The organism is Actinomadura sp. NTSP31 (assembly GCF_041951385.1).
GTDB lineage: Bacteria > Actinomycetota > Actinomycetes > Streptosporangiales > Streptosporangiaceae > Spirillospora > Spirillospora napierensis.
This window is the reverse complement of record NZ_JBGNUT010000025.1, coordinates 41745-68460: the sequence shown is the minus strand read 5'-3', so window position 1 is coordinate 68460 and position 26716 is coordinate 41745. Positions and strand designations below refer to the sequence as shown.

Below are 26716 nucleotides of genomic sequence, written 5' to 3'. Positions count from 1 at the left end.
CCGGGGGGATGCCATGCACGAACCTCGCTCTCACGCTGCATGGGCATTGTTGCAGACCGGCCGGTCACGTCCGGTGAGCGGGCGAGTAAGACGACGGGCACAGGTCCCGGAACTGCCTGCGCCCGCGCCCTGGGAAAACGCTCAGCGCGTAGGGGCCGCGCCCCATGTCGAGGGGGAGTGGAAGGCCTCCAGCTTCTTCTCCGGAGAGACGATGCGGTGGCTGCGGGACTGGATGGAGACGTCGTGTCCTTCTGCGGCTTTGCGGAGTGCGCCGACGGTGGCCTGTTCGCGGGGGATGTGGAGGAAGGGGTCGAAGTTGTACCAGCGCATGGCGTTCTGGTGGGTCATCTTGTTGATCTCGTCGTCGGGTACCTCGCAGCGTTGCAGGACGGTGTGGAGTTCTTCGGGGGCGCCGGGCCACATCGAGTCGCTGTGCGGGTAGTCGGCTTCCCAGCAGATGTTGTCGATGCCGATGTCGTGCCGCAGCCGCACACCGAGGGGGTCGCTGATGAAGCAGGTCAAAAAGTGCTCGCGGAACACCTCGCTGGGCAGTTTGCCGCCGAAGTCCTGCAGCGTCCAGGTCGCGTGCATCTCAAAGGTCCGGTCGACCCGCTCCATGAAGTAGGGGATCCAGCCGGTGCCGCCTTCGGACAGCGCGATCTTGATGTCGGGGTACTGCTTGATGACGCGCGACCACAGCAGGTCGGCGGCGGCCTGGACGATGTTCATCGGCTGCAGCGTGATCATCACATCGGGTGGGGAGTCCACCGCCGGGATCGACAGCCGGCCCGAGGAGCCGATGTGCACGTTCAGGATGGTGCCGGTGTCCACCAGCGCCTGCCACAGCGGGTCCCAGTGGTCGCTGTGGAAGCTGGGGTAGCCCATCGCGGCCGGGTTCTCGCTGAAGGTCAGCGAGTGGCAGCCCTTGGCCGCCACCCGCCGCACCTCCGCCGCGCAGGCCTGCGGGTCCCAGATCACCGGCAGCGCCATCGGGATGAACCGGCCCGGATGCGCCGCGCACCACTCATCGATATGCCAGTCGTTGTAGGCCCGCACCAGGGCCAGGGAGAAGTCGGCGTCCTCGGTGGCGAACAACCGCGCCGCGAACCCCGGGAACGACGGAAAGTTCATCGACGCCAGGATCCCCCCGGCGTTCATGTCCTTGACCCGCTCGTTCACGTCATAACAACCCGGCCGGATCTCATCCAGCCCCTGCGGCTCCAGCCCGTACTCCTCCTTCGGACGCCCCGCCACCGCATTCAACGCGACGTTGGGGATGACGGTCTCCCGGAACTTCCACACATCGCTGCCATCGTCCTGGTGGACCAGCCGAGGGGCCTCTTCCTGGTACTTCTTCGGCAGGTGGTTCACGAACATGTCGGGCGGCTCGACGATGTGGTCGTCGACGCTGATGAGGATCATGTCCTCCCGGTCCATGACGCCTCCCTTTCCTCAGCCGAGCAGGTCGCGGCGCGCCGGGACGCCCCAGCCGACATGGCCGTCCCCTGATCGCGATCGGAACCCTCGTCTCACTAGAGAGAATCAGCCTCTTATGCGAAAATCAAGGCCCAGCACTATACGCCTGTACAGGAGGTCTTGGCGCGTCATCCTTCCAGCTTGAGAACGATCATTCCCGTAGCGGAGAGGGCGGCGCGCATGGGGGCCACGCGCTACGGCTGGTGCAGGAGGGGCGGCCGGCATCATCGCGGTCGAGGACCACGAAGGGCACCACGGCCTTCCAGCAGAGCATGCGTGGACGCCGGGGCCCACCAGATCTGAACCGGACGTCGATCGGCATCGAGGAGAAGACCCACGTGAGCACGAAGGTCCCTGACGACGACTCAATGAAGCACCGGTACGACTTCGACAGGCACGCGCCCGAGTACCGGCAGCGGTTCGAGGCGATCACCCAGGAGATGCACGGCCGGTGTCCCGTCGCCTGGTCGGACACCTACGGCGGGCACTGGGTGGCCGCCGGCAACCGCGAGGTGTTCGAACTGGCCGCGCGGTCGGTCGAGTACCTGTCCAACGACCACGACGTCCGCAACGAACGGCGCGGATACAAGGGGATCACCATCCCCACCTCCGAGTTCTCGGCTCAGGGCGGCTTCCTGGAGATGGACCCGCCCGAGCAGCGCCACTACCGGCAGGCCCTCAACCCCTACCTGTCCCCGGCGGCGGTCCAGCGCTGGATCCCGCTGATCGACGAGGTCGTCCGCGCCTGCATCGACGAGAAGATCGAGGACGGCCGGATCGACTTCGTCGAGGACCTGGCCAACGTGGTCCCCGCCGTGTTCACCCTCGCCATGATGGGGATCCCGCTCAAGAAATGGGCCCTGTACAACGAGCCGGCGCACGCGTCCATCTACACCCCGCCGGACTCACCCGCGATGCATCGGGTCCTGGAGATGCTCATCGAGATGCACGGGGATCTGATGGCCACCCTCGCGGAAATCCGCAGCGACCCACGCCCCGGGCTGGTGGACGCGCTCATCAACGCCGACATCAACGGCAAGAACCCGCCCGACGACGAACTCGTCGGCGTCCTCACCCTGCTCATCGGCGGCGGCTTCGACACCACCACCGCCTTGACGGCCCACGCACTGGAATGGCTGTCGGAGAACCCGGCCGAACGACAGCGCCTGAACGACGAACGGGACACCCTCCTGGACTCGGCGACCGAAGAGTTCCTCCGCTTCTACACCCCCGCTCCCGGGGACGGGCGCACGATCTCCGCCGACTGCGAGGTCGCCGGCACCCGCTTCAAAGAAGGAGACCGCCTGTGGCTGTCGTGGGCCATGGCGAACCGCGACCCGGCCGCGTTCCCCGATCCGGACACGATCCACCTGGCCCGCACGGGCAACAGACACGCCAGCTTCGGCCTCGGCATCCACCGCTGCATCGGCTCCAACGTCGCCCGCACCGTCTTCAAGCGAATGCTCACGCAGGTGCTCGACCGCATGCCCGACTTCGTCTGCGACCCCAATGGTGCGGTGCACTACGAGACGATCGGCGTCATCAACGGCATGCGCAACCTACCGGCGACCTTCACCCCGGGCCCCAGACTCGGCCCGGGCCTCGACGAAACCCTCGACACCTTGCAGCGCGCCTGCGACGAACAGCGCCTGGCCGACCCCGTCACCAAACGCAAAGCAAGAGCACAACTGTGAACCCCGGAGCGGCTCAAGCCGCTTTCGGCTACCGCAAGCCGCCCTTGATCGCATCGCGAGTTGGAACAACCTGAGAGCGGACGGTTGAGACGAACTGCTGGAGGCGACAGGAGCGGCGTAGCCCCCTGACAGATTCCGTTCGCCGCCATCCTCAACCGCCCGGGGTCGAGGGAGCCCCGCCCCCTTCCAGGCCAAGTTGCACCACTCCTGTACCGGAGCAGGCTTGTAACCGATCAGAAGGCTGGAGCGCCTGCTCACCGCCTCTGTCGTGCCACCAGTGACGGTCGTAGCCTGGTCTGGGGGGATGAATCATGGGGTTCATCAAGAAGCAGGTAGCCGATCAGGCTACCCAGCATGCCGCTCGAGCCTTCAGCGAAGGCCACACGGTCTACGTGGCCAAGTTGATGGAGCAGATCACGAACAGCGGAGTCTCGGGTCCGATGGGCCGGGTCGCAGAGCAGATCGAAGCCATCGAGTCCGAAGGGTGGCTCATGGACCGGATGTCGGCTTGCGAGGCCAAGGCGATGACCGGCGAGCGGGTAGGCGTTGTATGCCTCTTCCGCCGGCGGGCAGACACGGCCGACCTGTGAAGTAGTGGCGGCGGGCGCAAGCTCCTGGAGGACACGCCCAAGCACCGGGCCGGTCGGCGCGTGGCGTCCATCCCGCTGGAGATCGTCCCGCACCTGGACGAGTTCGCCGAGGAGGAGCCGGACGGCCGGGTGTTCGTCGTCCCTCGGGGCGGTCAGCTCTGGCGCTCGGGCTTCCGGCGCATCTGGAACAAAGTGCGACGAGCTCGTCATGGGCGATCGCATGGTGCCCGCCGTGCGTGACGACATTCCGCGCCAGCGAACCGTCATCTGCCGGCCTCATTCGGTCGGGCTGGCGGGATTCGAACCCACGACCCCTGGCACCCAAAGCCAGTGCGCTACCAAACTGCGCTACAGCCCGCGACCGCCGCCGTCCCCGGCGACCCGTGAAGTCTAGTGCCGATCAGGCCCGTCCGCCTCGCCCGACCCGGCATTCCGCCCGCGGACCGCCCGCAAACCCGTTCGCCCCTTGCCACCCTGTAAGCTACGGTTGGCGATCGAGGGCCCCGCACCCTCCATCTCGCGGGCGTAGCTCAATGGTAGAGCCCCAGTCTTCCAAACTGGCTACGCGGGTTCGATTCCCGTCGCCCGCTCCCACTGAGAAGGCCCAGGCAGGAACCCTGTTTCCCCACCTGGGCCTTGGTTTTTCTCAAGATCGCTTTCGCCTTCGTGCCCGATCGTTTCGGGGTGCTCTTGTCACCCTTGTCACTGGCCCGAGCCACCTTGAACGCCCCCAGTGCCGCTGCGATCGCCCTGTTCCGATCTTGGTGCTCGGCCGGTGTGCCTGGTGCTCGGGCGGAACCGGCTCGGGCTGGCGGGGCCTGTGCCGCTCGGGCTCTGCGGGTGGTGGCCGTGTGGGACAGCGCGGCGGGTCAGCCGCGCAGCGGCGTGATGGCCGTTCGAGGACGGTGGGCCGGAGGCGTTTGTGTGGGATGGATGGGGCGGGGGCGTTCGGGGCATGCCTGCGGCGTGGGGCGGCGGCCGTCGTTGAGGGGGAAGCATGAAAGCGGTGCAGTATCGCGAGGTGGGCGGGGCGCCGGAGGTGGTGACCGTGCCGGATCCCGAACCGGGTCCGGGGCAGGTGCTGCTGAAGGTCACCGCGGCGGGGGTGTGCCATTCCGACATCGCGGTCATGAGCTGGCCGGCGGAGCAGTTGGGGTACCCGCTGCCGCTGACGCTGGGCCACGAGGGCGCCGGGATCGTGGAGGCGCTCGGGGACGGCGTCGAGGGGGTGGCGGTCGGGGAGTCGGTCGCGGTGTACGGGCCGTGGGGGTGCGGGGCCTGCGTGATGTGCGCGCAGGGCAAGGAGAACTACTGCCTGCGGGCGGACGAGCTGGGCATCCGGCCGCCGGGGCTGGGCGCGCCGGGCGCGATCGCCGAATACCTGCTGGTCGACGATCCGCGGCACCTGGTGCCGCTGGACGGTCTCGATCCGGTGCGCAACGTCCCGCTGACGGACGCGGGGCTGACGCCGTACCACGCGATCAAGGGGTCGCTGCCGAAGCTGGTGCCGGGCAGCGCCGCGGTGGTGATCGGGACGGGCGGGCTCGGGCACGTGGCGATCCAGGTGCTGCGGGCGCTGAGCCCGGCGCGGGTGATCGCGCTGGACGTGTCGGAGGACAAGCTGGAGCTGGCCCGGACGGTCGGCGCGCACGAGACGGTGCTGTCGGACGAGCGGGCGACCGCGCGGGTGCGGGAGCTGACGGGCGGCCTCGGGGCGCAGGCGGTGTTCGACTTCGTCGGGGTGGGGCCGACGGTGGCGACGGCGACCGGGGTCGCGGCGGTGGAGGCGGACGTGGTGATCGTCGGGATCGGCGGCGGCGTCGCGCAGGTGGGGTTCGGGATCTTCCCGTACGACGCGTCCGTCCGGGCGCCGTACTGGGGGAGCCGCGCCGAGCTGGTCGAGGTGCTGGAGCTGGCGCGGGCGGGGGTCGTGGACGTGCACGTCGAGACGTACTCGATCGACGAGGCGCCGGAGGCGTACGAGCGGCTGCACGCGGGCCGGGTCAACGGCCGCGCGGTGATCCTGCCGAACGGGTGAACCCGGGCGCACCGGCGGGGACGCCGGTGCGCCCGGGGATCCTCAGAGGGTCCGGGCGTGCGCCGCCGCGACCGCGATCGCCGCGGCCAGGCGCTCCGGGCGGCGGCCGCCCGCGTTCGCGACGGCGCCCTTGCCGCCCGCGCCGCCGCCGACCTCGCGCGCCGCGTCGGTGAGCAGGTCGCGCGCCCGCACGCCGGTCCGGGGTCCGGCGGCCGCGGCGAGCTGGGCCTTTCCGCCGGACGCGGTGCCAAGGACGGCCAGTCCGCGGCCGTCGCCGGAGGAGGCGACCGCCGACGCGAGGGTGCGCAGGTCCGCGGCGGGCATCGCGTCGACCTGCCGCGCGACGAGCCAGCCGGCGGGCACCGGTTCCGCCTGCGACGCCAGGGTCCGCGCCCGCGCGTCGAGGTCGGCGCGGCGCAGCGCGTCCAGCTCCCGCCGGGTGTCGGCGAGCAGGTCGAGGCGCTGCCGCAGCCGGTCGGGCGCCTGGTCGGGACGGACGTTCAGCAGCGCGGCGAGCTCCGCGAGCAGCGCCCGTTCGTGGTCGAAGTGCCGCAGGGCGTCCAGGCCGGTGAGCGCCTCGATGCGGCGCAGCCCGGTGCCGATGGACGACTCGCCGACGATGTGCACGGGGCCCGCCGCGGAGCCGTGCCCGACGTGGGTGCCGCCGCACAGCTCGCGGGACGCGTCGCCGATGTCCACGATGCGGACGTCCTCGCCGTACTTCTCGCCGAACAGCGCCAGCGCGCCCGCCGCCTCCGCGCCGGCGCGGGACGCCTCCCACACGCGCACCTCGGGGTCGTCCGCCAGGTACTCGTTGACGAGCGTCTGGACGGTCCCGATCTCCGGCACGGCGGAGAAGTGCGCGAAGTCGAACCGCAGGCGGCCGGGTTCGACGCGGGAGCCGCGCTGGGCCGCGTGGTCGCCGAGGACGCGGCGGAGCATCGCGTGCAGGACGTGCGTGGCGCTGTGCGACCGGGCGGTCGCGGCGCGCCGGTCCGCGTCCACGACCGCCTCCGCCTCGTCACCGGGACGGACCTCGCCGTCCACCATCCGGACGGTGTGCACGTGCAGGCCGTCGATGCCGGAGCGGGTGTCCAGGACCTGCATGACGGCTCCCGGCGTGCGGATCGTGCCGGTGTCGCCGACCTGGCCGCCGCCCTCCGCGTAGAACGGGCTGCGGTCGAGGATCACGTCCAGTTCGTCGCCTTCGCCCGCGACGGGGACGAGGCCGGTGCCGTCGAGGAGCGCGATCACCCGCGTGTCCGCGGTGGTGGAGGAGTAGCCGAGGAAGCCGGTCCGGCCGTGTTCGGCCACGACGCGCCGGTAGAGGTCCTGCCGCGCGACGGCGTCGCCCTTGCGGTCCCGGCCCGCCTGCTGCGCCCGGCGTCGCTGGTCCTCCAGCAGTTCGGCGAACGCGTCCTCGTCGACGGTCAGCCCCGCGGACTTCGCCGCGTCGAGGGTCAGGTCGATCGGGAAGCCGTAGGTGTCGTGCAGCTCGAAGGCGGTCTGTCCGGAAAGGGTGGAGTCCGCCCGGGAGATCGCGGACTCCAGCAGCCGGGTGCCCTGCCGCAGCGTCCGCTCGAATCCGTCCTCCTCCGCCGCGACGACCCGTTCGATCAGCTCCGACTGCCGTTCCAGCTCCGGCCACGCCGCGCCGAGGTTGCCGATGACGCTGCCGGTCAGGGACGCCAGGACGGGATCGTCGATGCCGAGCCGGCGCGCGTGCCGGATCGCGCGGCGCATGAGGCGGCGCAGCACGTAGCCGTGCCCGTCGCGCGCGGGCAGGACGCCGTCCGCGATGAGGAACGCGATGGACCGCGCGTGCTCGGTGACGACGCGGAACGACATGGACTCCTCGCCGCCGTCGCGTCCGGGGTATTCGCGTCCCGCGAGTTCCTGGACGAGCCGGAGCGTCGGGGACAGGAGATCGGTCTCGCAAACGGTGTCCGCGTCCTGGAGGACCGCCGCGAGCCGGTCGAGGCCGAGGCCGGTGTCGATGTTCTTCGCGGGCAGCTCGCCGAGGATCGGGTAATCGCCCTTACCGGTCCCTTCGCCGCGCAGGTTCTGCATGAACACGAGGTTCCAGAGTTCCTGGTAGCGCTCGCCGTCCACGGCGGGCCCGCCCTCGCGCCCGAACGCCGGGCCGCGGTCGTAGTGCAGTTCGGACGAGGGCCCGCAGGGGCCCGGAACGCCCATCGACCAGTAGTTGTCCGCCATTCCGAGCCGCTGGATGCGCTCTGCCGGGACGCCGACCCGGCGCCAGAGGTCCTCCGCCTCCGCGTCGTCGAGGTAGACGGTGACCCAGAGGCGTTCCGGGTCGAGGCCGTAATGGCGGGTGAACAGCTCCCACGCCCAGGCGACGGCCTCCGCCTTGAAGTAGTCGCCGAACGAGAAGTTGCCGAGCATCTCGAAGAACGTCGAATGCCGGGTCGTCCGGCCCACGTTCTCGATGTCGGACGTCCGCGCGCATTTCTGCACGGACATCGCGCGCGGATGCTCGGGCGCGGTCTCGCCGAGGAAGTACGGCTTGAACTGGTTCATGCCCGCGTTCGTCAGCAGCAGCGTCGGATCCGATGGGATCAGCGAGCTGGACGGGACGACGCGGTGGTCGCGTTCCCGGAAGAAGTCCAGGAAGGTGGAACGGATCTCAGAAGAGCGCATGGGACGGCCTCACGAGGTCGATGGGATGACGGCGCACACCGCCGAGCCGGGCCGGGCACGACTGCTCGTTCCCCAGCTCGGCGCGGCTAGCTCGCCGCCCCACCTCGTGAAAGACCATCGGACGCTTTCCCGTTCGCGGACACCTGCCTTATAACGCTAACCGAGCCGCCCCCCGCCCCGCACCCGCAAATCCCGCTGAGCCCCCCGCCGCAGCGAACGCCACGCGGGCTCAGGGGGATTTGAGGGCTTCGGTTTCGGCGCTGCGGGCGTCGTAGGCGGCGCGGGCGTCGTCGATCTCGCGGAGGTGGTTCTCGGCCCAGGAGACCATGGTGATGGCGGCGTCCAGAAGCGTCGCGCCCATCGGGGTGAGCGTGTAGTCGACGCGGGGCGGCACCACCGGGTACACGGTCCGGGTGACGATGCCGTCGCGCTCCAGGCCGCGCAGCGTGACGGTCAGCATGCGCTGGCTGATGCCCTCGATCTCGCGCTTGAGCTCGGTGAACCGGCGGGTCCGCCCGCCGAGCACCGCGATCACCTGGAGCGACCACTTGTCGCCGATCCGCTCGAGGATCTCGCGGCCCCGGCAGCCGGCGGCGGTGTGCTCGTTGACGTTCATGGTTATCTCCAGGGAACCGAGGCAGGAAAAAGTGCCTTCTTGTGCCGGTGGCGCGGAGATCCGCACCATGGAGACGGTTCCGATGAGGAACCGCCTTACTGGTCATAACCAAGGAGACACGATGACCGCGGAGCTTGTCGAGATCCCGGACTACATCGCCGGCACCTGGACGATCGACCCCCTCCACTCCGGCGTCGGGTTCACGGTCCGGCACCTGATGGTGAGCAAGGTGCGGGGCCGCTTCGGAACCTTCGAGGGGACGGTCGTGACCGGCGACGATCCGCTGCGGTCGGAGGTGACCGCGACGATCGACGTGGCGTCCGTCGACACCGGCAACGCGCAGCGCGACGAGCACGTCCGGTCCGCCGACTTCCTCGACGTCGAGAAGTACCCGCAGATGACGTTCCGCTCCACCGGCGTGCGCGCCGCCGGCGACGGGTTCGTGCTGGACGGCGAGCTGTCCCTGCACGGTGTCACGAAGCCGGTCTCGCTGGATCTGGTGGTCGAGGGGTTCGGCCCGGACGTGTTCCGGCAGGACGACCCGTTCAAGGGCGCCCGCGCCGGGTTCACCGCGACCGGCGAGATCAGCCGGCTGGAGTTCGGCGTCGGGGACGCCGCCACCGTGCCGGGCGGCAAGCTCGGCCTCGGCGAGAAGATCGAGATCGTCCTGGAGATCGAGGCCGTGCTGCGCACGGACTAACCCGCTGTTAACCGCCTGTTCCCCGCCGGTTCCGCCGCCGCGCGCGCCCGGCGTCCCATGATCGGAGGGGACAGGACGGAGGGGGCGCGGATGCCGAACGGGACGTCCGGGGCCCGCACGCGGCGGGCCCCGGACGAGGCCGCCCCGGCTCCGGGGGACCGGCGGGCGCGGCTGGCGGCGCCCTGGCTCGTCGGCGGGCTGACCGCGGTGATCACGGCGGTGACGACGTCGCTGGACGCGCTCAGCCTGCCCGCCCCGGCGCAGATCGCCCTGACCGGCGGCGTCGCCCTGCTGGCCGGGGTCGCGGCGTGGGGCGCGCAGCAGGCGCAGGGGCCGGCGGGGCGGGACGCGCCGGAGCCGGCCGCGGGCGGGGTGGCGCCGGCGCAGCTGCCGCCGGTGATCGCGCACTTCACCGGCCGGGACGCGTCGCTGGCCGAGCTGCGCCGCGCCGTCGCCGCGGGGTCCGGGTCGCCGGCGTCGCCGCTGGTCGTGTCGGTGCACGGCCCGGCGGGCGTCGGCAAGTCGGCGCTCGCGGCGCGGTTCGCGCACGAGATCGCCGACGCGTATCCGGACGGCGCGCTGTACTTCGACCTGCGCGGCGCGGCCGGGGCGCGGGTCCGCCCGGAGGACGTGCTGCCGGCGTTCCTGCAGGCGCTGGGGGTGCGGCTGGCGACCGACCCCGGCGGGCTGCCCGAGCTGCAGAAGCTGTGGTGGACGTGGACGCGCGGGCGGCGGCTGCTGGTGCTGCTCGACAACGCCCGCGACGCCGGGCAGGTGCGGGCGCTGCTGCCGCCGGGCGGCGGCTGCGCGGTGCTGGTCACCTCGCGGCAGCCGCTCGGCCTGCTCAACGACGTGGACCGGCGGCTGCGCGAGTTCACCGCGGAGCACGCGGTGGAACTGCTCGGCCGCCTCGCCGGGCGGGACCGGATCCGCGCGGACCCGGACGCCGCGGCCGAGATCGCCGAGCTGTGCGGCCGGCTGCCGCTGGCGATCGGCATCTGCGGCGGCCGGCTCGCGGCGCGCGAGAGCTGGACGCCGCGGGTGCTGGCCGGCCGGCTGCGCGACGAGCGGCGCCGGCTCGGCGAGCTGGAGCACGGCATCGACCACGGCGTCCGGGCGAGCCTGGCGCTCAGCTACGACGACTGCAGCCCGACGCAGCGCCGGCTGCTGCGGACCCTCGGCGTCCAGGCGGCCCCGGACGTGCAGGCGTGGACGGCGGGCGCGCTGCTCGGCCTGTCGGACCTGGAGGGCGAGGACCTGCTGGAGGCCCTCGTGGACGCGCAGCTCGCCGAGTGCTCGGGGACGGACGCGACGGGCCGGATGCGCTACCGGCTGCACGACCTCGTCCGGCTGTACGCGCAGGAGCGGGCCGAGCGGGAGGACGCCGAGGAGGAGCGGGACGCGGCCGTCGAGCGGGTCCTGGACGGCTACCGGGAGCGCGCGGAGCGGGTGGCGGCGAACCGGTGGCCGCAGGACTGGCACCGCGGCTCGGGGCAGGTGCCCGATCTGGAGTTCTCGGCGGTCGGCTGGCTGACCAGCGAGCGTCCGGCGCTGCTCGCGCTGCTCGGGCAGGGCGCCGAGCGCGAGATGTGGACGCTGGTGTGGCGGCTGGGCCGGGCGGCGTGCTCGCTGTTCCATTCGCTGCGCGTGTTCTGGCCGGAGTGGAAGGCGGCGGCCGAGCTCACCCACACCGCCGCCGGACACCTGGACGACCGCTCGCTCGGCATCGCGCTGCTGGAGCGTTCGGCGGTGCGCGGGAACCAGGGCCGGGTGGACCTGGCCTACGAGGACGCCTCCGAGGCGCTCCGCATCTTCACCGGCAACCGGGAGATGTGGTGGCGGGCGCGCGCGCTGAGGTCCACCGGCATGTGCCTCAGGGAAGCGGGCAACCTGGACGAGGGCCAGCGCTATCTCATCGAGGCCGTCGACGCGTTCGAGGCGGAGGGCGACGCGTGGTGGCAGGCGCGCACCCGCCGCAACCTCGCCGAGCTGCGGCTCGCGCAGCGCCGCTACGAGGAGGCCCGCCACCTGCTGGAGACCGCGCTGGAGGTGTTCCAGCGCAATGGCAACCGCTACTCGGAGGCGCAGACGCTGCGCGCGCTCGGCGAGGTGCTGGCGTCCGAGGCCCGCGCGTTGCGCGCGGCCGGCGACGGCCAGGCCGCCGAGGTCAAGTACAGCCTGGCCGCGCCCGCGCTGGAGCGCGCGGCGGAGGCGTTCCGGCTGCGCGGCGAGCAGTGGGAGGAGGCCCGGTGCCTGCGCGCCGCCGGGGAGGTCGGCGATCCCCGCAACGGGCTGCGCGAGCTGACGTTCGTCCGGACCGCGGGCCGCATGCTGGCCGACCTCGGCGACGTCTGGGGCGTCGCGCGCACCCGCGTCTCGGAGGCGAACGCGCTCGCGCGGCTCGGCCGGCACCGGGAGGCCGCCGACACCGTCCGGCTGGCGGTCGCGGAGTTCGACGGGCTCGGCGACCGCTGGTGGCAGGCGCGCGGGCGCCGCACGCTCGCCGAGATCCTGCTGGACGCGGGGGACCGCGAGGCGGCGCGGCGGCCCGCCCGCGAGGCCCTCGACCTGTACCGCAGCTTGGGCAACGCGGCGGGGGAGAGCCGGGCCCGCGCCGTCCTCGGCCGCACCGAGCCGCCGGGGGACTAGCGCGGGACGTCCGGGAGACTGGGGCCGTGGAGTTGCGGCAGCTCAGGTATTTCGTCGCGGTCGCGGAGGAGGCGAACCTCACCCGCGCGGCCGAGCGGCTCGGGCTGCGCTCGCCGTCGCTCAGCCAGCAGATCCGCGGGCTCGAACGGGAGCTGGGCGCCGCGCTGTTCGACCGCACCGCCGCCGGCATGGAGCTGACGCCGGCGGGCGCGGCGCTGCTGCCGGAGGCGCGGGCGGCGCTGGAGGCCGCCGGCCGGGGCGCGCGGGCCGTGGCGGCCGCGTCGGCGGCGACGGTCGTCCTGGCCGTCGGCGTGCCGCCCGGCGTACCACCCGACCTGCCCGGACGGATCGGCGCGGCGGCGCGGGACGCCCGCGTCCGCCCGGTGTTCGAGGACGCCGCGACCGACCTCCAGCTCGCCGCGCTCCGCCGCCGCGCGCTGGACCTCGCCGTGGTGACGCTGCCCGCCGACCTCTCCGGGCTGGCGGCGGAGACCGTCCACGACGAGCCGCTCGGCGTCCTGATGGCGGACGGGCACCGGCTCGCGCGCCGGGACGCGATCGCGTGGCGCGACCTGGACGGCGAGCGGCTGCTGTGGTTCGACCGCGCCCTCGCCTCCGGGTACCACGACGCGGTGCTGGACGCCTGCCGCGCCGGGGGCTGGGAACCGGAGATCCGCGTCTCGACGGCGCGGCGCGCGGTCGCCCGCGCCGAGCTGGCGTCCGGGGAGCCGGTCGTCGCGCTGCGCCCCGCGTGGGCGGCGGAGCCGGGGCTGGTGTGGCGGCCGATCGCGGGGGCCGCGCCCCGCCTGGGGTTCGCGCTCGCCTGGCACCGTGATCCCGGGCACCCGGCCGCCGAGGCGATCGCCCGCCGCCTGCGGCGTTAGGCGCGTCCTCACCCGCCATAGGCGGCGCCTCGTGGACGGGCCCGCGCGGCGCGGCGTTCACTGCCCGCATGTTCTTGCTGCTGCTGCACTACGACGACGGCGTCCTCGGCGAGCTGGACGCGCTGATCCCCGAGCACTACGAGTACGTCGACCGGCACATGGAGGCCGGGACCTTCCTGCTCACGGCCCGCCGCGATCCGCGCGTCGGCGGGGTGGTCCTCGCGGACGGGACCGACCGCGCCCGGATCGAGGAGATCACCGCCGAGGACCCGTTCCTGCGCACCGGCCGGGTCCGCTACGAGATCATCGCGATCGAGCCCACCCGGTCGGCGCTCGCCGGCATCACGGCCTGAGCAGGCCGGGCAGCTCGTCCAGCGTGGTGATGCGGGGCACGTCCAGGCCGTCCGGGGCGGGCCCGCCGGAGCGGTCCAGCCACACGCCGGTCAGCCCGGCGGAGGACGCGCCCCGCGCGTCGACGTCCAGCCGGTCGCCGACGTAGACGACCTCGCCGGGCGCAAGGCCGAGCCCGGTGCAGGCGAGCCGGAAGATCTCCGGGTCCGGTTTGGCGGTGCCGGTCTCGCCGGAGGTCACCAGGTACGGCAGCCGGTCCGCCAGCCCGATCCGCTCGATCTTGGCGCGCTGCTGCGCCGCGTCCCCGTTGGTGATCACGCCGAGCCGCAGGCCGCGCTCCGCCAGCGCCGCCACCGGGCCGGGCGCGTCGGGATACGGGCGCCACGCGGCCTCGTACCGCGCCAGGTAGCCGGTGATCCACGCGTCGGCGCGCTCGTCGTCCCAGTCGCCGAGCCCGAGCTCCCGGGCGAGCGGGACGATCCGGGCGCGCCGCTGCTCGGCGAACGTCAGCTCGCCGGCCAGGTACCGGTCGACCGACGCGTCGATCAGTTCCAGCCAGCGCCGCACGAGCGTCTCCGGATCCTCGTCCGGGAACGAGGCGGAGATCGCCTCGGCCGCCGCACCGGCATGGTCGAGCAGCGTCCCGTCCAGGTCGAACAGGACCGCCTCGGGGGCGCCGCGGATCAAGAGAAGCGCCCCGCCTCGGCGAGGACGCGGGCGGTCCGCACGACGGACTCCCGGCGCCGCGCCAGGGCCGCGGCCTCGTCGTCCTCGTCCAGGACGAGCCGGCACAGCTGCGGGACGGCGAAGTTCCACGCGACCAGGCCGAGGATGGTGAACATCCGGTCCTGCGCCGCCCGGACGGCCTCGTCGTCGGGGAGCCCCGCGCCGACCCCGGCGGCCCGGAACTCGCGGACCCGCTCCCGGTAGGACGCGCGGCGCTCGGGTTCGCCCTGCACCTCGCCGCGCGTCTCCAGCGCCTCCCACAGCAGCAGGCGGATCTGCTCGGGGTTCTGCCCGTACCAGTCGAACAGCAGGCCCACCCCGTCGGCGAAGTCGAGGGGGGAGATGTCGGAGCCGCGGCAGATCTCGTCGACCTTGCACCGCACGACCTCGCCGAACAGCTTCTCCTTGCCGCCGAAGTACAGGTAGATCGCCTGCTTGTTGGCGCGGGCCTGCCGCGCGATGCGGTCGATGCGGGCGCCGGCCAGCCCGTGCGCGGTGAACTCGGCGACGGCGGCGTCGAAGATCCGCCGCCGGGTGGCCTCCGCGTCGTACGTCATGCCCGAATTAAACCATCCGGTTGACATCGCCGCCGCCGGTGGGCCAGGGTAAACCAACCAGATGTTTTATTTGAGGAGAACGCGATGACCACCACCGAGGCGCCCATTCCGGTCCGCTCGCCGCTGCCGCAGGGCCTCGCCGGGCAGACCGCCGTCATCCTCGGCGGCAGCTCCGGCATCGGCCTGGCCGCCGGCGCCATGCTGGCCTCGCTCGGCGCCCGGGTCGTGCTGACCGGCCGCGACAAGGCCCGGCTGGACGCCGCCGTCGAGCACGCCCGCGCCGCGGGACCGGGCGGCGACGTCCGGGGCGTCGCGGGCGACGTCGCCGACGACGACGCGATCGAGGAGGTCTTCGAGCGCGCCGGCGCCGCCGACCACGTCCTGGTGACCGCCGGCGGCCTCGGCGGCGCCGGGCCGATCACCGAGGTCACCCGGGACGCCGCGCGCGGCGCGTTCGAGGCGCGGCTGTGGTCGGTGCTGTCCACCGTGCGGACGGCGGTGCCCGCGATGGCGCCGGGCGGATCGTTCACCCTGACCTCCGGCGGCCTGGTGACCCGGCCGCGTCCCGGCCTGGCGGTGCCGGTCGGGGTGGTCGGCGGGATCGAGACGCTCACCAAGGCCCTGGCCGTCGAACTGGCGCCGCGCCGGCTGCGCGTGAACACCGTCCGCTACGGGATGGTCGACACGCCGCTGGCCCGCGGGGGCATCGGTGCCGGCGCCGACGAGGCCGGCGACCGGGCCGTCGCGGCGGCCGGGCTCCAGACGCCGCTCGGCCGCCTCGGGACCGCCGACGAGGCCGCGTCCGCCGCGCTCTTCCTCATGGCCAACTCGTACATGACGGGGGAGATCCTCACCCTGGACGGCGGCCAGACCCTCTGAGAACCGGCTCCCGGCGAATCCGGATGCCGCACCGAAGCGGTTTTGCGACCATCCAGGTGTGGACTTCTCCGGAGATTTCGAGACGCACCTGACCGCCCGCCCCGCGGCCGCCGAGCGGCTCGCGGGGTGGGCGGCGGCGCGCGGCCTGAAGTTCACCCACATCGTCCTGGCGCGCGGCCGGGTGGCCTCCCAGCCGATGCTGACGCTGCACACCCGCGGCACGCTGGACGACGCCCTCGCCGACGCCGCCCGCACCACCGCCGACCTGCGCGCGGACGGGTTGGAGGTGGTGCGGGCGAAGGTCGAGGCGGCACCGTGGAACGCCGGCGTCCCCGCCGGCGACGCCGGTGCGCTGGGCCCCGCCTACTACTTCGAGCACCACCTCAAGCTGCTGCTGGAGCCCGGGTTCGACGCGGGCGCGCTGGCCGAGGCCGCCCGCCCGCACGCCGCGCACCTGTCGCGCAACGCCCGTCGCGTCCGCGCCGACGGACGGCAGGAGCGGTTCGTCACCCAGCGCTGCCGGTGCGTGGGCTCCCGCACCGCGGAACGCCGCCTGGACGTGCTGGCCGGCGACCTGCGGCGGCGCGGACACGAGATCCTCTCGGTGGAGCGGGAGTTCGTCGTGCACGACGGCGCCCCGTCCCTGGACGACGGCTGGATCGAGGAGGAGACGCGATGACGGCGCGACCGCCGCTCCTGGGCATGGAGCCGCACGAGCCGACGTTCGAGCAGTTGGCGCACGAGGGCGCGCTCGACCACGTCCTTTCGGCGATCTCCGGATCCAGGTGGGGCGAGCACCTCGTGCTGCGCGGCAGCGCGCTGATGCGAGCCTGGTACGGCGACGACGCGCGCCGCCCGCACGACCTCGACTTCATCGTCGACTCGCAGAAGTGGAGAGACGACGAGAACCAGACCGACGACGTCTTCGAGGACCTCTTCCTCACCGTCGACGCCATCCCCCGGACCGGCCTGATGGACGGCCTGCGGTTCGTCCCCAGCCGGAGCGAGAGGATCGCCGCCTACGGCCCGTGGGAGACGATGGTCCGCGACCGGGAGGACGGCCACTGGGGGTACCGGCTGACGCTGCCCTGGCACTGCGGCGGCGCGAGCGGGGAGGTCCAGGTCGACTTCGCGTTCGACGAGCGCCTGCACGTCCCGCCGCGCCGTACCGCCGTCCCGCGCCCTTCCGGAGAGGCGCCGCTGTTCGTGAAGGCCGTCCTGCCGGAACAGGCGCTCTGCTGGAAGCTCTACTGGCTGTGGACCGAGTCGCGCCCGCAGGGCAAGGACCTGTACGACGCGTGGCTGCTCAGGAACGCGAAACCGTCCCCACGGCTGCTGGACCAGACGTCCGGCATCGACGGCATGGGCGCGCTGCTCTGCGCGTCGTGGGTCTCGGCCGGCAAGGTCGGCTGGGACGAGTTCCGTGCGGAGTACCCGATGGTGCGAGGTTCGGCGGAGGACTACGCGACGGCCGTCCTGGACGAGCTGCTCCGGCCGGCGTTCGGCTCGCCGGAGGCGCCCCGGCCGGCCGCGGAGTGAGCGCGCGGCGGGGCCCCTGACCGGCGTCCGGTTTCGGTCAGGGGCCCCATCGGGCTCGGCCGCGCTTCACGGGACGCTGGGAGGGCGCGCCCCGGGGAGCCGCGTCAGCCGAGGCCGTTCCTGATGGCGGCGATCAGCTCGCCGCCCGTGGTGTCGCCGCTCAGCTCCCAGAAGAAGGCGCCGCCGAGGCCCTGGCCCTTGGCGTAGGCCATCTTCCCGCCGATGGTCGACGGGGTGTCGTAGCTCCACCATTCGCTGCCGCACTTGGCGTAGGCGGTGCCGGCGACGGTGCCGGTGGCGGGGCACTTGCCCTTGAGGACCTTGTAGTCCTCGATACCGGCCTCGTAGGTGCCCGGTGCGGCGCCGGTCGCGGTGCCGCCCGGTTCGGACTGGGTGACGCCCGTCCAGCCCCGCCCGTAGAAGCCGATGCCGATCAGCAGCTTGCCCGCCGGCACGCCCTTGGCCTTCAGCTTGGCGATGGTGTCGGAGGTGTTGAAGCCGGCGTGCGGGATGCCGGGGTAGGACGTCAGCGGCGAGTGCGGTGCCGTCGGGCCCTGGGCGTCCCAGGCGCCGAAGTAGTCGTAGGTCATCGGGTTGAACCAGTCGACGTACTGGGCGGCGCCCGCGTAGTCCGTGACGTCCATCTTGCCGCCGTCGCTGGCGTCGGCGGTGATCGCCGCGGTCACGAGGCTGCTCGACCCGAACTTGGCGCGCAGCGCTCCCATCAGCTTCTTGAACGCGTCGGGGCCGCTGGTGTCGCAGGAGAGCCCGCACGCGTTCGGGTACTCCCAGTCGATGTCGATGCCGTCGAACACGTCGGCCCAGCGCGGGTCCTTGACCAGGTTGTAGCAGGAGTCGGCGAACGCGGCGGGGTTCGCGGCGGCCTGCCCGAACCCGCCGGACCAGGTCCAGCCGCCGAACGACCAGAGGATCTTCAGGTTCGGGTACTTCTTCTTCAGCTTGCGCAGCTGGTTGAAGCTCCCGGCCACGGGCTGGTCCCAGGTGTCTGCGACGCCGTCCACGCTGTTGGCGGCGGTGTAGGTCTGCTGGTAGTCGGCGTAGGCGTCGCCGATGGCGCACTGGCCGTTGGTGACGTTGCCGAACGCGTAGTTGAGGTGGGTGAGCTTGGCGGCGGACCCGCTGGTGTCGACGTTCTTGACGTAGTAGGCCCGCTGGTAGACGCCCCAGTCGGTGAAGTAGCCGACGACCTTGTTACCGCCGCCGCCAGGGTTCCCGCCTCCGCTCTCGTCGGTGGTGACCGACACCGCGCCGGACGCCGCGGAGGCATTGCCCGCCGCGTCGTGCGCCTTGACGGTGAAGCTGTAGGCGGTCTTGGCGGACAGGCCGGAAACGGTCGCGCTGGTGCCGGTGACCGTGGCCGCCTTGGCGGTGCCGTTGTAGACGTCGTAGCCGGTGACGCCGACGTTGTCGGTCGACGCATTCCACGCCAGCGACACACTGCTGGCGGTCTTGGACGTCGAGCGCAGGTTCGAGGGAGCCGTGGGAGCCTCGGTGTCCTTCTGCGGCGTGCCGGAGCCGTCGCAGGCGGCGCCGTTGACCTGGCAGCCGGTGAGCCAGCCGGAGCCGGTGCCGTCGAAGCCGAAACTCGTGGTCGCCCCGGCGGCGACCGTCCCGTTCCAGCTCGAGTTGGCGAAGGTGTAGTGGTTGCCGGAGACGGTCTTCGTCGCGTTCCACACCGAGGTGATCGACGTGCCCGACGGAAGGTCGGCCTCGACCTTCCAGGCGCTGATCGCGGCGCCCGTCCCGTTGCTGATCGTGCAGCCGCCCTCGAAGCCGGTGCCCCAGTCGGAGGTCTTGGCGCACGTCGCCGTGACGGTCCCGGCGGCCGGCGCCGGTGGCGCCGTGAGCAGGGACGTCGCGAGTGCGAGGGTGGCCGCGGCGGCGAGCGCGGCGGCCCGCCTTCCGCTCTGTCCGGTCATGATTCTCCGTTCGCCGGTGTCCCCCGAACCAACAGGAATCCCCGCTCTTCTCTTAGGAAAGTTTCCTAAGAAATTGGGGTGATGGTAACCGCGCGGACAGGGCCGTTCAAGGCCCTTCGGGCGGTCCCGGCGGCCGGGCGGCGGTGGTCTAAGCGCCTGCCTGGGGACGTACGGGACGGCCGCGCGGAGAAAGACCGGAAAGGCGGTTCAGGGCGTCCCGAACCAGCCCGGCACGTCCAGCCGCCACAGGTCCTCCGGCGTCATCGCGCGGAGGGTGTCCTCCAGCCCCCGCACCCGCTCGGCGCCGAGCCGCCGGACCCAGTCGGCGCGGATCCGGTCGAAGATCCGCGCGGACCGGGCGAGCGCGTCGACGCCGTGCGCGGTCAGCCGGACGATCTTGCGCCGGGCGTCCGCCGGATCGGCGGTGCGCTCGACGTACCCGGCGCGCTCCAGGGACTCGACCAACTTGCCCGCCGCCTGCTTGGACACCCCGAGCCGGCGGCCCAGCTCGACGGCCGTGGTGCCGTCCGGGCCGATCGCCTGGAACACGAAGCCGTGCATGGGCCGCATCGCGGCATGGCCCTCGCGGGCCAGCTCGGCGTGCAGCTCATCGATGATCACCTGGAAGGCGAGCAGCAGCCGCAGCGGCAGCTCGAAGCCGGGCGGGTCCGGGGGAGCGCTTGACATAAAAGACAACCTCGTTGACTATATGGACAACCACATTGACCAACTTACGGGACGGGGACCCCCATGACGCTCCTGCGCAACGCCGGCAACCGCCGCACCGAGACGCCGAACGGCGTGATGACCACCCTGGCGACGCCCACCCAGGGCGGCACCGAGGGCATCGCCGTCTGGCGCGTCGAGGCGGTGCCGAACCGCACCGGTCCGCTGCACGCCTTCGACACCGAGCAGGTCTGGACCTTCCTGGCGGGCGCCGCGACCATCGACCTGGACGGACGCAAGTTGGAGGTCGCGCCCGGCGACACCGTCGTGCTGCCCGCCGGCCTGCCCCGCCAGGTCACCGCCTCCGACGCCGGCTTCACCGCCGTCGTCGCCGCCCACGCCGGCTGCCTCGCCTTCGACCCGGACGCCGTGGTCAGCGAGGACAAGTGCGAGCTGGCGCCGCAGGGCGACGAGCGGCTCGTCCCGCCCTGGGCCCGGTGACCGGCGCTCAGGCGCCCAGATAGGCCAGGACCGCGAGAACGCGGCGGTTGTCGTCCTCCGACGGCGGCAGCCCGAGCTTGCCGAAGATGTTGTTCGTGTGCTTGCTGATCGCCTTCTCGGTCACGAACAGCTGCGCGGCGATCGCCGCGTTCGAGCGTCCCTCGGCCATCAGCCCGAGCACCTCGCGCTCGCGGGGGGTCAGCTGCTGCAGCGGCTCCTCGCGGGCGTGCCGGGTGAGCAGCTGCGCGACCACGTCCGGATCCAGCGCGGTGCCGCCGCCCGCGACCCGCCGCACCGCCTCCACGAACTGCTTGACGTCCGACACCCGGTCCTTCAGCAGGTAGCCGATGCCGCCCGAGCTGTCGGACAGCAGCTCCCGCGCGTACAGCTGCTCCACGTGCTGCGACAGCACCAGCACCGGCAGCCCCGGCACCTGCTTGCGCGCGTCCAGCGCCGCCCGCAGCCCCTCGTCGGTGAACGTCGGCGGCAGCCGGACGTCCACGACCGCGACGTCGGGGCGGTGCGTCGTCAGGGCCCGCAGCAGCGACGGCCCGTTGTCCACCGCCTCCACGACCTCGAACCCGAAGGCCCCGAGCAGCCTGATCAGCCCATCCCTGAGGAGGGCGAGGTCTTCGGCGATGACAACGCGCACGGCAGCTCCATGGTCACGACGGTCGGCCCGCCGGGCGGGCTCGTCACCGCCATCGTCCCATCGAACGCGGCGAGCCTGCGCTCGATCCCGCGCATCCCGCCGCCCGCCGCGGGGTCGGCGCCGCCCGTCCCGTCGTCCCCGACGAGCATGAGCAGCCGGCCGCCGGAGTGCTCGACCTGCACCCACGCCCGCTGCGCCGCGGAGTGCTTCACCACGTTCGCGAGCATCTCCGCCACCGCGAAGTACGCCGCCGACTCCACCGGCGCCTCGGGACGGCCCGCCAGGTCGGTGTGGACGTCGACGGGCAGCGGCAGGCTCAGCGCCAGCGCCCGCACCGCGCCGTCGAGGCCGCGCTCGGCCAGCACCGGCGGATGGATGCCCCGGACCAGGTCGCGCAGCTCCGTCAGCGCCGCCCCGCTGGACTCGCGCGCCTCGGCGAGCAGCCGCTGCGCCATCTCCGGGTCGTGCTTCATCATCTCCTCGGCCAGCCCGATGTTCATGCTCAGCGCGACCAGCCGGGCCTGCGCCCCGTCGTGCAGATCGCGCTCGATGCGGCGCAGCTCCGCGGCGGAGGCGTCCACCGTCTCCGACCGCGTCTCGATGAGCCGCTCGACCCGCTCGGCCAGCGCGGCGCGCGTCGGCGCCAGCAGCGACCGGCCGAACAGCGCGTGCGCCTTCAGGGACGCCGGCCCCACCTTGCCGGACACCGCGACCAGCGCCGCGCCCAGCACGAGGGTCCCGATGAACCCGACCGCGCCCCAGTCGTCCAGCGGCCAGAACGGGCCCCACCCGTAGTCGGTGAACAGCGACAGCCACGGCGCCACGAGGACCCCCTCCAGGCCGTAGACCACCAGGCCGCCCGCGAGGACCCCGAGGACGAGCGCGACCGGCACGTTCAGGATCGTCCACAGCAGATCCCGCCAGGACGCCGGATCGGCCAGCAGCCACCGCAGCCGCCGGAACGGCCCGAGCCCGCCCGCCGGCTCCGCCCGGTACGGGACGGGGATCCGCACGCCGGACCACTCGGCCGCCCACACGCGCTGCTGGTTGGCGACCGTCCGGATCGCCTGGAAGAGCACCGGCACCAGGACGACCCCGGCGCCCAGCGGGATCGCCGCGATCGACAGCACGGCCAGGATGAACAGCGGCAGGTTCACCGCGAACGCCATGACGATCTGGACGACGCCGCGCAGCAGGCCGGACAGGGCGCGCCGCCCGTATTCGCGCAGTAGCTCGCTCACCGGTTCCTCCTAGGAATCGCCATCGCGCTGGATCTCCACCATTGTGGGCGGTCACGCTCTACGGCTCGGTGGTGCTAGGTCCCCTCTTCGCGGCCGAGCCGGTAGAGCTGGACCTACCGTCATTCGAGCGGTGAGAAGACAAGCGGCCCCGTTCCCTGGACAATGCACAGGCGACACCCAGGGGAGAAAGCGAATCCAAGCTGTGACAGCGACCATCAGCCAGACGTCCGCCGGGCCGGAGGGCGCCGAGCCCTCGATCCGGCCCATCACCGAGCGCATCGCCGAGGAGATCGGCGTCCGCGAGGGCCAGGTGCGGGTCGCGGTGGACCTGCTCGACGGCGGGGCGACCGTCCCGTTCATCGCCCGCTACCGCAAGGAGGCGACCGGCACGCTCGACGACGCGCAGCTGCGCGCGCTGGAGGAGCGGCTGCGCTACCTGCGCGAACTGGACGAGCGCCGGACCGCGATCCTGGAGTCGATCGAGTCGCAGGGCAAGCTCACCGGCGAGCTGCGGGCCCAGATCATGGCGGCCGACTCCAAGGCCCGGCTGGAGGACGTCTACCTCCCGTACAAGCCGAAGCGGCGCACCAAGGCGCAGATCGCCCGCGAGGCCGGCCTCGAACCGCTCGCCGAGCTGCTGCTGGACGACCCGTCCCGCGACCCGCAGGCCGAGGCCGCCGGCTACGTGGACGCCGAGAAGGGCGTCGCCGACGCGGCCGCGGCGCTGGAGGGCGCGCGGTCCATCCTCGTCGAGCGGTTCGCCGAGGACGCCGACCTCATCGGCTCCCTGCGCGAGCGCATGTGGAACCGGGGCCGGGTGGTCTCCCGGGTCCGCGACGGCAAGCAGGAGGCGGGCGCCAAGTTCGCCGACTACTTCGAGTTCGCCGAGCCGTTCGCCAAGCTGCCCTCGCATCGCGTCCTCGCGCTGTTCCGCGGCGAGAAGGAGGAGGTCCTCGACCTCGACCTGGAGCCGGAGGACGAACCCGACGACCCGGCCGTCCGCAGCTCCTACGAGGCGGAGATCGCGCGCCGGTTCGGCATCACCGACCAGGGCCGCCAGGCCGACAAGTGGCTGGCCGACGCCGTCCGCTGGGCCTGGCGCACCCGCATCCTCGTGCACCTCGGCATCGACATGCGCACCCGGCTGCGGCAGGAGGCCGAGGACGAGGCCGTCCGGGTGTTCGCCGCCAACCTGCGCGACCTGCTGCTCGCCGCGCCCGCCGGCACCCGCGCCACCATGGGGCTCGACCCGGGCCTGCGCACCGGTGTGAAGGTCGCCATCGTGGACGCCACCGGCAAGGTCGTCGCCACTGACACGATCTACCCGCACGAGCCCCGGCGGAAGTGGGACGAGTCGATCGAGACGCTCGCCAAGCTCGCTCGCGAGCACCGGGTCGACCTCGTCTCCATCGGCAACGGAACCGCGTCCCGCGAGACCGACAAGCTCGCCGCCGACCTGATCGCCCGGCACCCCGACCTGAAGCTCACCAAGATCATGGTGTCGGAGGCGGGCGCGTCGGTGTACTCCGCCTCGGAGTACGCGAGCCGCGAGCTGCCCGGCATGGACGTCTCGCTGCGCGGCGCGGTGTCCATCGCCCGCCGCCTCCAGGACCCGCTGGCCGAGCTGGTCAAGATCGACCCCAAGTCGATCGGCGTCGGCCAGTACCAGCACGACGTGTCCGAGGTGAAGCTGTCGCGCTCCCTCGACGCCGTCGTCGAGGACTGCGTGAACGCGGTCGGGGTCGACGTCAACACCGCGTCCGCGCCGCTGCTCACCCGGGTGTCCGGCATCGGCGAGGGGCTCGCGGAGAACATCGTCGCCCACCGCGACGCCAACGGCCCGTTCCGCAGCCGCACCGGCCTCAAGGAGGTCCCGCGGCTCGGCCCGAAGGCGTTCGAGCAGTGCGCGGGCTTCCTGCGCATCCCCGGCGGCGACGACCCCCTCGACGCCTCCAGCGTGCACCCCGAGTCGTACCCGGTCGTCCGCCGCATCCTGGACGCGGCCGGCAGCGACATCAAGGGCCTCGTCGGCAACACCGCCGTGCTGCGCTCGCTGAAGCCCGCCGCGTTCGTCGACGACACCTTCGGGCTGCCGACCGTCACCGACATCCTCGCCGAACTGGAGAAGCCCGGCCGCGACCCGCGCCCGGCCTTCAAGACGGCGACGTTCAAGGAGGGCGTCGACAAGCTCTCCGACCTCGAGGCCGGGATGCTGCTGGAGGGCGTCGTCACCAACGTCGCCGCGTTCGGCGCGTTCGTGGACGTCGGCGTCCACCAGGACGGGCTCGTCCACATCTCCGCGATGTCGGACAAGTACGTCGAGGACCCGCGCGAGGTCGTCAAGCCCGGTGACATCGTCCGGGTGAAGGTGCTGGACGTCGACCTGCCCCGCAAGCGGATCTCGCTGACGCTGCGGCTGGACGACGAGCCGGGCCGCGACCAGCGGGGCGGCCGCGGCGGCGACGCCCGTGGCGGCGACGCCGGCGACCGCGACCAGCGCCGGCCGGCACGCGGCGGCCAAGGCGGGCGCGGCGGCCAGGGCGGCGGACGCAATCAGGGCGGCGGCCGCGGACAAGGCGGACGCGGCCAGGGCGGCGGCGGACGCGGCCAGGGCCAGGGCCAGGGTCAGGGCCAGGGGCAGGGGCAGGGCGGCGGGCGCGGCCGGCCCGGTCAGGGCGGCTCCTCCGGCGGCGGCGCCATGGCGGAGGCGCTCCGCCGCGCCGGTCTCGACAAGGGCCTGCCCGGCGGCGACCGCAAGTCCCGCTAGGTTCCGGACGCCCGGCAACGCGCGCGTGCCGCCCCCGAGGACGTCTTCACGGGGGCGGTACGCCGGGGCCGGCGCCGTCCGGCGGTGAGTGGCCCGTTCCGGTCAGCGGCCGAATCCGCGCCAGCGCCCGTCCGAGCCCGTCTCGGTGCGCGGCTCGGGCGCGGAAGAGGAGCGCGGATCCTGCGAAGGATCGCCCTGCGGATCGGACGGCGGCATGCCCGGCCGGTTATAGGGGCCCGTGCCCAGCGGATCGTGGGCGTACGGGCTGCGCTGCGGCGGCACGGACGGCTGCTGCGGTCCGGGCTGCTGCGGTACCGGCGGGTGGGCCGCCTGCTGCCCGAACTGCGGGCCGCCGAGCACCGGCCCGCCCACAGCGGGACCGCCGAACGGGTCCTGCGCGGCGGAGAGATCCTCGCGCGGGCGCTCGTCCTCCTCGACCGGCCGGTGCCGGGGGAACTGCAGGACGGCGACCGCGCCGAGCAGCAGCGCGCCGAACCGCATCGCGGAGTGCCCCATGTCCTTGGGCCACGGCTCCGCGTACATGAAGGTGCCCATGGTCAGCAGGTAGGACTTCGCGCTGACCGTCATCACCGTCGACACGATCGACACCCGGCAGCGCTGGAACGCCATCACCATGATCCCGAAGCCGATCGCCGCCGCGAGGACCGTGAGGTACGGCCACGGCGTCGCGACGATCTTCAGGCTGGTGGCGTGCGCGTCGTCGCTCCACCCCTTGATCGCCAGCTCGGCGGTGCCGACGGGGAAGCCGGAGCTCAGCCCGTAGGCGATGCCGGTGACGGGGCGGGCGTGCCGGCCGTCCGGCCGGTAGTCGCCGAGCACGAGGATCAGGATCGGCAGCAGCACCGCCGGCGCCACCACGGCCGCGATCTTCCACAGCGGCACGTCCGCCGACCCGATCGGCTCGTGGCCGCTGACGGACGCGGTGAGCAGCAGGATCGCGGTGGCGATCAGCAGCAGGCTGAGCCACTCGCGGGCGGTGAGCCGCTCGCCGAAGAACACCATCGCGATCAGCAGCAGCGGGACGACCCCGGACATGAAGATCGGCACCGCGGTGGACAGCGGGAGCTTCCCGAGCGCCACGATCTGCAGGCTGAGGCCGCCGAGCACGATGGCGAGGGCGATGAGGAATATCCAGTTGCTCACGATCGTCCAGATCATGTGCAGGATGCGGTTGCCCCGGACAGGGGCCATCCGGTCCGCCGCCAGTTTGAAGACGGCGAACCCCAGGTAGTACAGACCGGTCGCGCTGAAGGCCGCGGCTATCCCGTTCATCCCGGACGAGTATGGGGGGTGCGGGTGCCAAATGTCACTGCCTGTACGGGATTGTTGACAGCGTTTCGCCGGTCCAAGCCCACCGCGATGTCCGCAGACGCCGCCGCTACCCCATAGACTTGGCGCGCGAGGGCGCGGAGCCGCATCTCGGCATGCCCGCGCCCGCGAAGACCGACCGGCTGAGAAGACGCAGACGGGCAGCGGCACGAGGGCCGTGTGCGTCGAGGCCGGGCGCTCGCAGGCAGAACAAGCACGCGTCGAACGCCGCGGCCGAGACAGCGCCCGATCAAGGAGAC

General features: G+C 72.7%; 22 protein-coding genes and 2 tRNA genes. 13 read left to right on the top strand and 11 right to left on the bottom strand.

The genetic code is table 11. The features are described from left to right. Positions 1-141: 141 nt before the first annotated feature. Positions 142-1437 (bottom strand): amidohydrolase family protein, encoded by a 1296-nt coding sequence (locus tag ACA514_RS34125; RefSeq protein ID WP_375045380.1) that lies wholly within the window; start codon positions 1435-1437, stop codon positions 142-144. Positions 1438-1814: 377 nt separating this feature from the next. Between ACA514_RS34125 and ACA514_RS34120 the strand changes: the two genes are divergently transcribed. After that, positions 1815-3170, top strand: a complete 1356-nt coding sequence (locus tag ACA514_RS34120) for a cytochrome P450 (RefSeq protein ID WP_375045379.1) — start codon at positions 1815-1817, stop codon at positions 3168-3170. 311 nt (positions 3171-3481) lie between these two features. Then, positions 3482-3760 carry a hypothetical protein gene (locus ACA514_RS34115; RefSeq protein ID WP_375045378.1) on the top strand — a complete coding sequence of 93 codons (279 nt, stop codon included), beginning with the start codon at positions 3482-3484 and terminating at the stop codon, positions 3758-3760. A gap of 284 nt (positions 3761-4044) precedes the next feature. Here ACA514_RS34115 and ACA514_RS34110 read toward each other — a convergent pair. Continuing rightward, a tRNA-Pro gene (locus ACA514_RS34110) sits at positions 4045-4118 on the bottom strand. A gap of 161 nt (positions 4119-4279) precedes the next feature. Between ACA514_RS34110 and ACA514_RS34105 the strand changes: the two genes are divergently transcribed. Beyond that, a tRNA-Gly gene (locus ACA514_RS34105) sits at positions 4280-4350 on the top strand. Positions 4351-4757: 407 nt separating this feature from the next. Then, positions 4758-5798, top strand: coding sequence for an NAD(P)-dependent alcohol dehydrogenase (locus ACA514_RS34100; RefSeq protein WP_375045377.1), 1041 nt, complete (start codon positions 4758-4760; stop codon positions 5796-5798). Between the two features lie 42 nt (positions 5799-5840). Here the strand turns inward: ACA514_RS34100 and alaS are convergent, their stop codons facing one another. Both alaS and ACA514_RS34090 read right to left on the bottom strand, forming a co-directional pair. Further along, complete coding sequence (alaS, locus tag ACA514_RS34095; protein ID WP_375045376.1) at positions 5841-8459, bottom strand: alanine--tRNA ligase; 2619 nt, start codon at positions 8457-8459, stop codon at positions 5841-5843. A 229-nt stretch (positions 8460-8688) separates the two neighbouring features. Then, complete coding sequence (locus ACA514_RS34090; protein ID WP_375045375.1) at positions 8689-9075, bottom strand: winged helix-turn-helix transcriptional regulator; 387 nt, start codon at positions 9073-9075, stop codon at positions 8689-8691. Positions 9076-9196: 121 nt separating this feature from the next. Between ACA514_RS34090 and ACA514_RS34085 the strand changes: the two genes are divergently transcribed. The 4 genes from ACA514_RS34085 to ACA514_RS34070 all read left to right on the top strand — a co-directional run bounded on the left by ACA514_RS34085 (position 9197) and on the right by ACA514_RS34070 (position 13661). Then, complete coding sequence (locus ACA514_RS34085) at positions 9197-9775, top strand: YceI family protein (RefSeq protein ID WP_375045374.1); 579 nt, start codon at positions 9197-9199, stop codon at positions 9773-9775. 90 nt (positions 9776-9865) lie between these two features. Beyond that, positions 9866-12424: a tetratricopeptide repeat protein gene (locus ACA514_RS34080; protein WP_375045373.1), complete on the top strand. Its 2559-nt coding sequence runs from the start codon at positions 9866-9868 to the stop codon at positions 12422-12424. 26 nt (positions 12425-12450) lie between these two features. Further along, a complete protein-coding gene (locus ACA514_RS34075; protein ID WP_375045372.1) occupies positions 12451-13308 on the top strand; it encodes a LysR family transcriptional regulator in 858 nt (285 codons plus the stop codon). 68 nt (positions 13309-13376) lie between these two features. After that, positions 13377-13661, top strand: coding sequence for a YciI family protein (locus ACA514_RS34070; protein WP_375045371.1), 285 nt, complete (start codon positions 13377-13379; stop codon positions 13659-13661). Here the strand turns inward: ACA514_RS34070 and ACA514_RS34065 are convergent. Both ACA514_RS34065 and ACA514_RS34060 read right to left on the bottom strand, forming a co-directional pair. Next, the gene (locus tag ACA514_RS34065) at positions 13651-14346 is read right to left on the bottom strand and encodes an HAD family hydrolase (protein WP_375045370.1); all 696 of its coding nucleotides are present in this window, start codon (positions 14344-14346) and stop codon (positions 13651-13653) included. The genes ACA514_RS34070 and ACA514_RS34065 overlap by 11 nt on opposite strands. Beyond that, complete coding sequence (locus ACA514_RS34060) at positions 14343-14942, bottom strand: TetR/AcrR family transcriptional regulator (RefSeq protein WP_375045369.1); 600 nt, start codon at positions 14940-14942, stop codon at positions 14343-14345. Before ACA514_RS34060 ends, ACA514_RS34065 begins: the two co-directional genes overlap by 4 nt. Positions 14943-15026: 84 nt before the next feature. On the opposite strand from ACA514_RS34060, the gene ACA514_RS34055 reads away from it, so the two are divergent. From ACA514_RS34055 to ACA514_RS34045, 3 genes are read left to right on the top strand one after another with little or no spacing between them, the layout of a single operon-like run. After that, positions 15027-15821, top strand: coding sequence for an SDR family NAD(P)-dependent oxidoreductase (locus tag ACA514_RS34055; protein ID WP_375045368.1), 795 nt, complete (start codon positions 15027-15029; stop codon positions 15819-15821). A gap of 58 nt (positions 15822-15879) precedes the next feature. Further along, on the top strand, positions 15880-16500 hold the full coding sequence (locus ACA514_RS34050; RefSeq protein ID WP_375045367.1) for a hypothetical protein: 621 nt from the start codon (positions 15880-15882) through the stop codon (positions 16498-16500). Then, entirely contained in the window at positions 16497-17360 is an 864-nt protein-coding gene (locus tag ACA514_RS34045) for a nucleotidyl transferase AbiEii/AbiGii toxin family protein (protein ID WP_375045366.1), read from the top strand. The genes ACA514_RS34050 and ACA514_RS34045 overlap by 4 nt, the downstream gene beginning before the upstream one ends. A 104-nt stretch (positions 17361-17464) precedes the next feature. Here ACA514_RS34045 and ACA514_RS34040 read toward each other — a convergent pair whose 3' ends face one another. After that, a complete protein-coding gene (locus ACA514_RS34040) occupies positions 17465-19300 on the bottom strand; it encodes a glycosyl hydrolase family 18 protein (protein ID WP_375045365.1) in 1836 nt (611 codons plus the stop codon). A 207-nt stretch (positions 19301-19507) separates the two neighbouring features. Further along, complete coding sequence (locus ACA514_RS34035; RefSeq protein ID WP_375045364.1) at positions 19508-19987, bottom strand: MarR family winged helix-turn-helix transcriptional regulator; 480 nt, start codon at positions 19985-19987, stop codon at positions 19508-19510. 63 nt (positions 19988-20050) lie between these two features. Here ACA514_RS34035 and ACA514_RS34030 point away from each other — a divergent pair, with 63 nt between their 5' ends. After that, positions 20051-20467, top strand: a complete 417-nt coding sequence (locus ACA514_RS34030) for a cupin domain-containing protein (protein WP_375045363.1) — start codon at positions 20051-20053, stop codon at positions 20465-20467. Positions 20468-20474: 7 nt separating this feature from the next. Here ACA514_RS34030 and ACA514_RS34025 read toward each other — a convergent pair whose 3' ends face one another. Both ACA514_RS34025 and ACA514_RS34020 read right to left on the bottom strand, forming a co-directional pair. Next, positions 20475-21119 carry a response regulator transcription factor gene (locus ACA514_RS34025; protein WP_285917273.1) on the bottom strand — a complete coding sequence of 215 codons (645 nt, stop codon included), beginning with the start codon at positions 21117-21119 and terminating at the stop codon, positions 20475-20477. Then, on the bottom strand, positions 21071-22360 hold the full coding sequence (locus ACA514_RS34020) for a sensor histidine kinase (protein ID WP_375045362.1): 1290 nt from the start codon (positions 22358-22360) through the stop codon (positions 21071-21073). Before ACA514_RS34020 ends, ACA514_RS34025 begins: the two co-directional genes overlap by 49 nt. Before the next feature lie 214 nt (positions 22361-22574). Between ACA514_RS34020 and ACA514_RS34015 the strand changes: the two genes are divergently transcribed. After that, on the top strand, positions 22575-25127 hold the full coding sequence (locus tag ACA514_RS34015; protein ID WP_375045453.1) for a Tex family protein: 2553 nt from the start codon (positions 22575-22577) through the stop codon (positions 25125-25127). Positions 25128-25229: 102 nt separating this feature from the next. Here the strand turns inward: ACA514_RS34015 and ACA514_RS34010 are convergent, their stop codons facing one another. Then, complete coding sequence (locus ACA514_RS34010) at positions 25230-26420, bottom strand: hypothetical protein (protein WP_375045361.1); 1191 nt, start codon at positions 26418-26420, stop codon at positions 25230-25232. Positions 26421-26716 lie beyond the last annotated feature (296 nt).

Bases quoted from the DNA above. Each gene is read 5' to 3' on its own strand.
- ACA514_RS34125 (WP_375045380.1), bottom strand. From the start codon at position 1,437: ATGGACCGGGAGGACATGATCCTCATCAGCGTCGACGACCACATCGTC.
- ACA514_RS34115 (WP_375045378.1), top strand. From the start codon at position 3,482: ATGGGGTTCATCAAGAAGCAGGTAGCCGATCAGGCTACCCAGCATGCC.
- ACA514_RS34100 (WP_375045377.1), top strand. From the start codon at position 4,758: ATGAAAGCGGTGCAGTATCGCGAGGTGGGCGGGGCGCCGGAGGTGGTG.
- alaS (WP_375045376.1), bottom strand. From the start codon at position 8,459: ATGCGCTCTTCTGAGATCCGTTCCACCTTCCTGGACTTCTTCCGGGAA.
- ACA514_RS34090 (WP_375045375.1), bottom strand. From the start codon at position 9,075: ATGAACGTCAACGAGCACACCGCCGCCGGCTGCCGGGGCCGCGAGATC.
- ACA514_RS34085 (WP_375045374.1), top strand. From the start codon at position 9,197: ATGACCGCGGAGCTTGTCGAGATCCCGGACTACATCGCCGGCACCTGG.
- ACA514_RS34080 (WP_375045373.1), top strand. From the start codon at position 9,866: ATGCCGAACGGGACGTCCGGGGCCCGCACGCGGCGGGCCCCGGACGAG.
- ACA514_RS34070 (WP_375045371.1), top strand. From the start codon at position 13,377: ATGTTCTTGCTGCTGCTGCACTACGACGACGGCGTCCTCGGCGAGCTG.
- ACA514_RS34060 (WP_375045369.1), bottom strand. From the start codon at position 14,942: ATGACGTACGACGCGGAGGCCACCCGGCGGCGGATCTTCGACGCCGCC.
- ACA514_RS34055 (WP_375045368.1), top strand. From the start codon at position 15,027: ATGACCACCACCGAGGCGCCCATTCCGGTCCGCTCGCCGCTGCCGCAG.
- ACA514_RS34045 (WP_375045366.1), top strand. From the start codon at position 16,497: ATGACGGCGCGACCGCCGCTCCTGGGCATGGAGCCGCACGAGCCGACG.
- ACA514_RS34040 (WP_375045365.1), bottom strand. From the start codon at position 19,300: ATGACCGGACAGAGCGGAAGGCGGGCCGCCGCGCTCGCCGCCGCGGCC.
- ACA514_RS34035 (WP_375045364.1), bottom strand. From the start codon at position 19,987: ATGTCAAGCGCTCCCCCGGACCCGCCCGGCTTCGAGCTGCCGCTGCGG.
- ACA514_RS34030 (WP_375045363.1), top strand. From the start codon at position 20,051: ATGACGCTCCTGCGCAACGCCGGCAACCGCCGCACCGAGACGCCGAAC.
- ACA514_RS34010 (WP_375045361.1), bottom strand. From the start codon at position 26,420: ATGAACGGGATAGCCGCGGCCTTCAGCGCGACCGGTCTGTACTACCTG.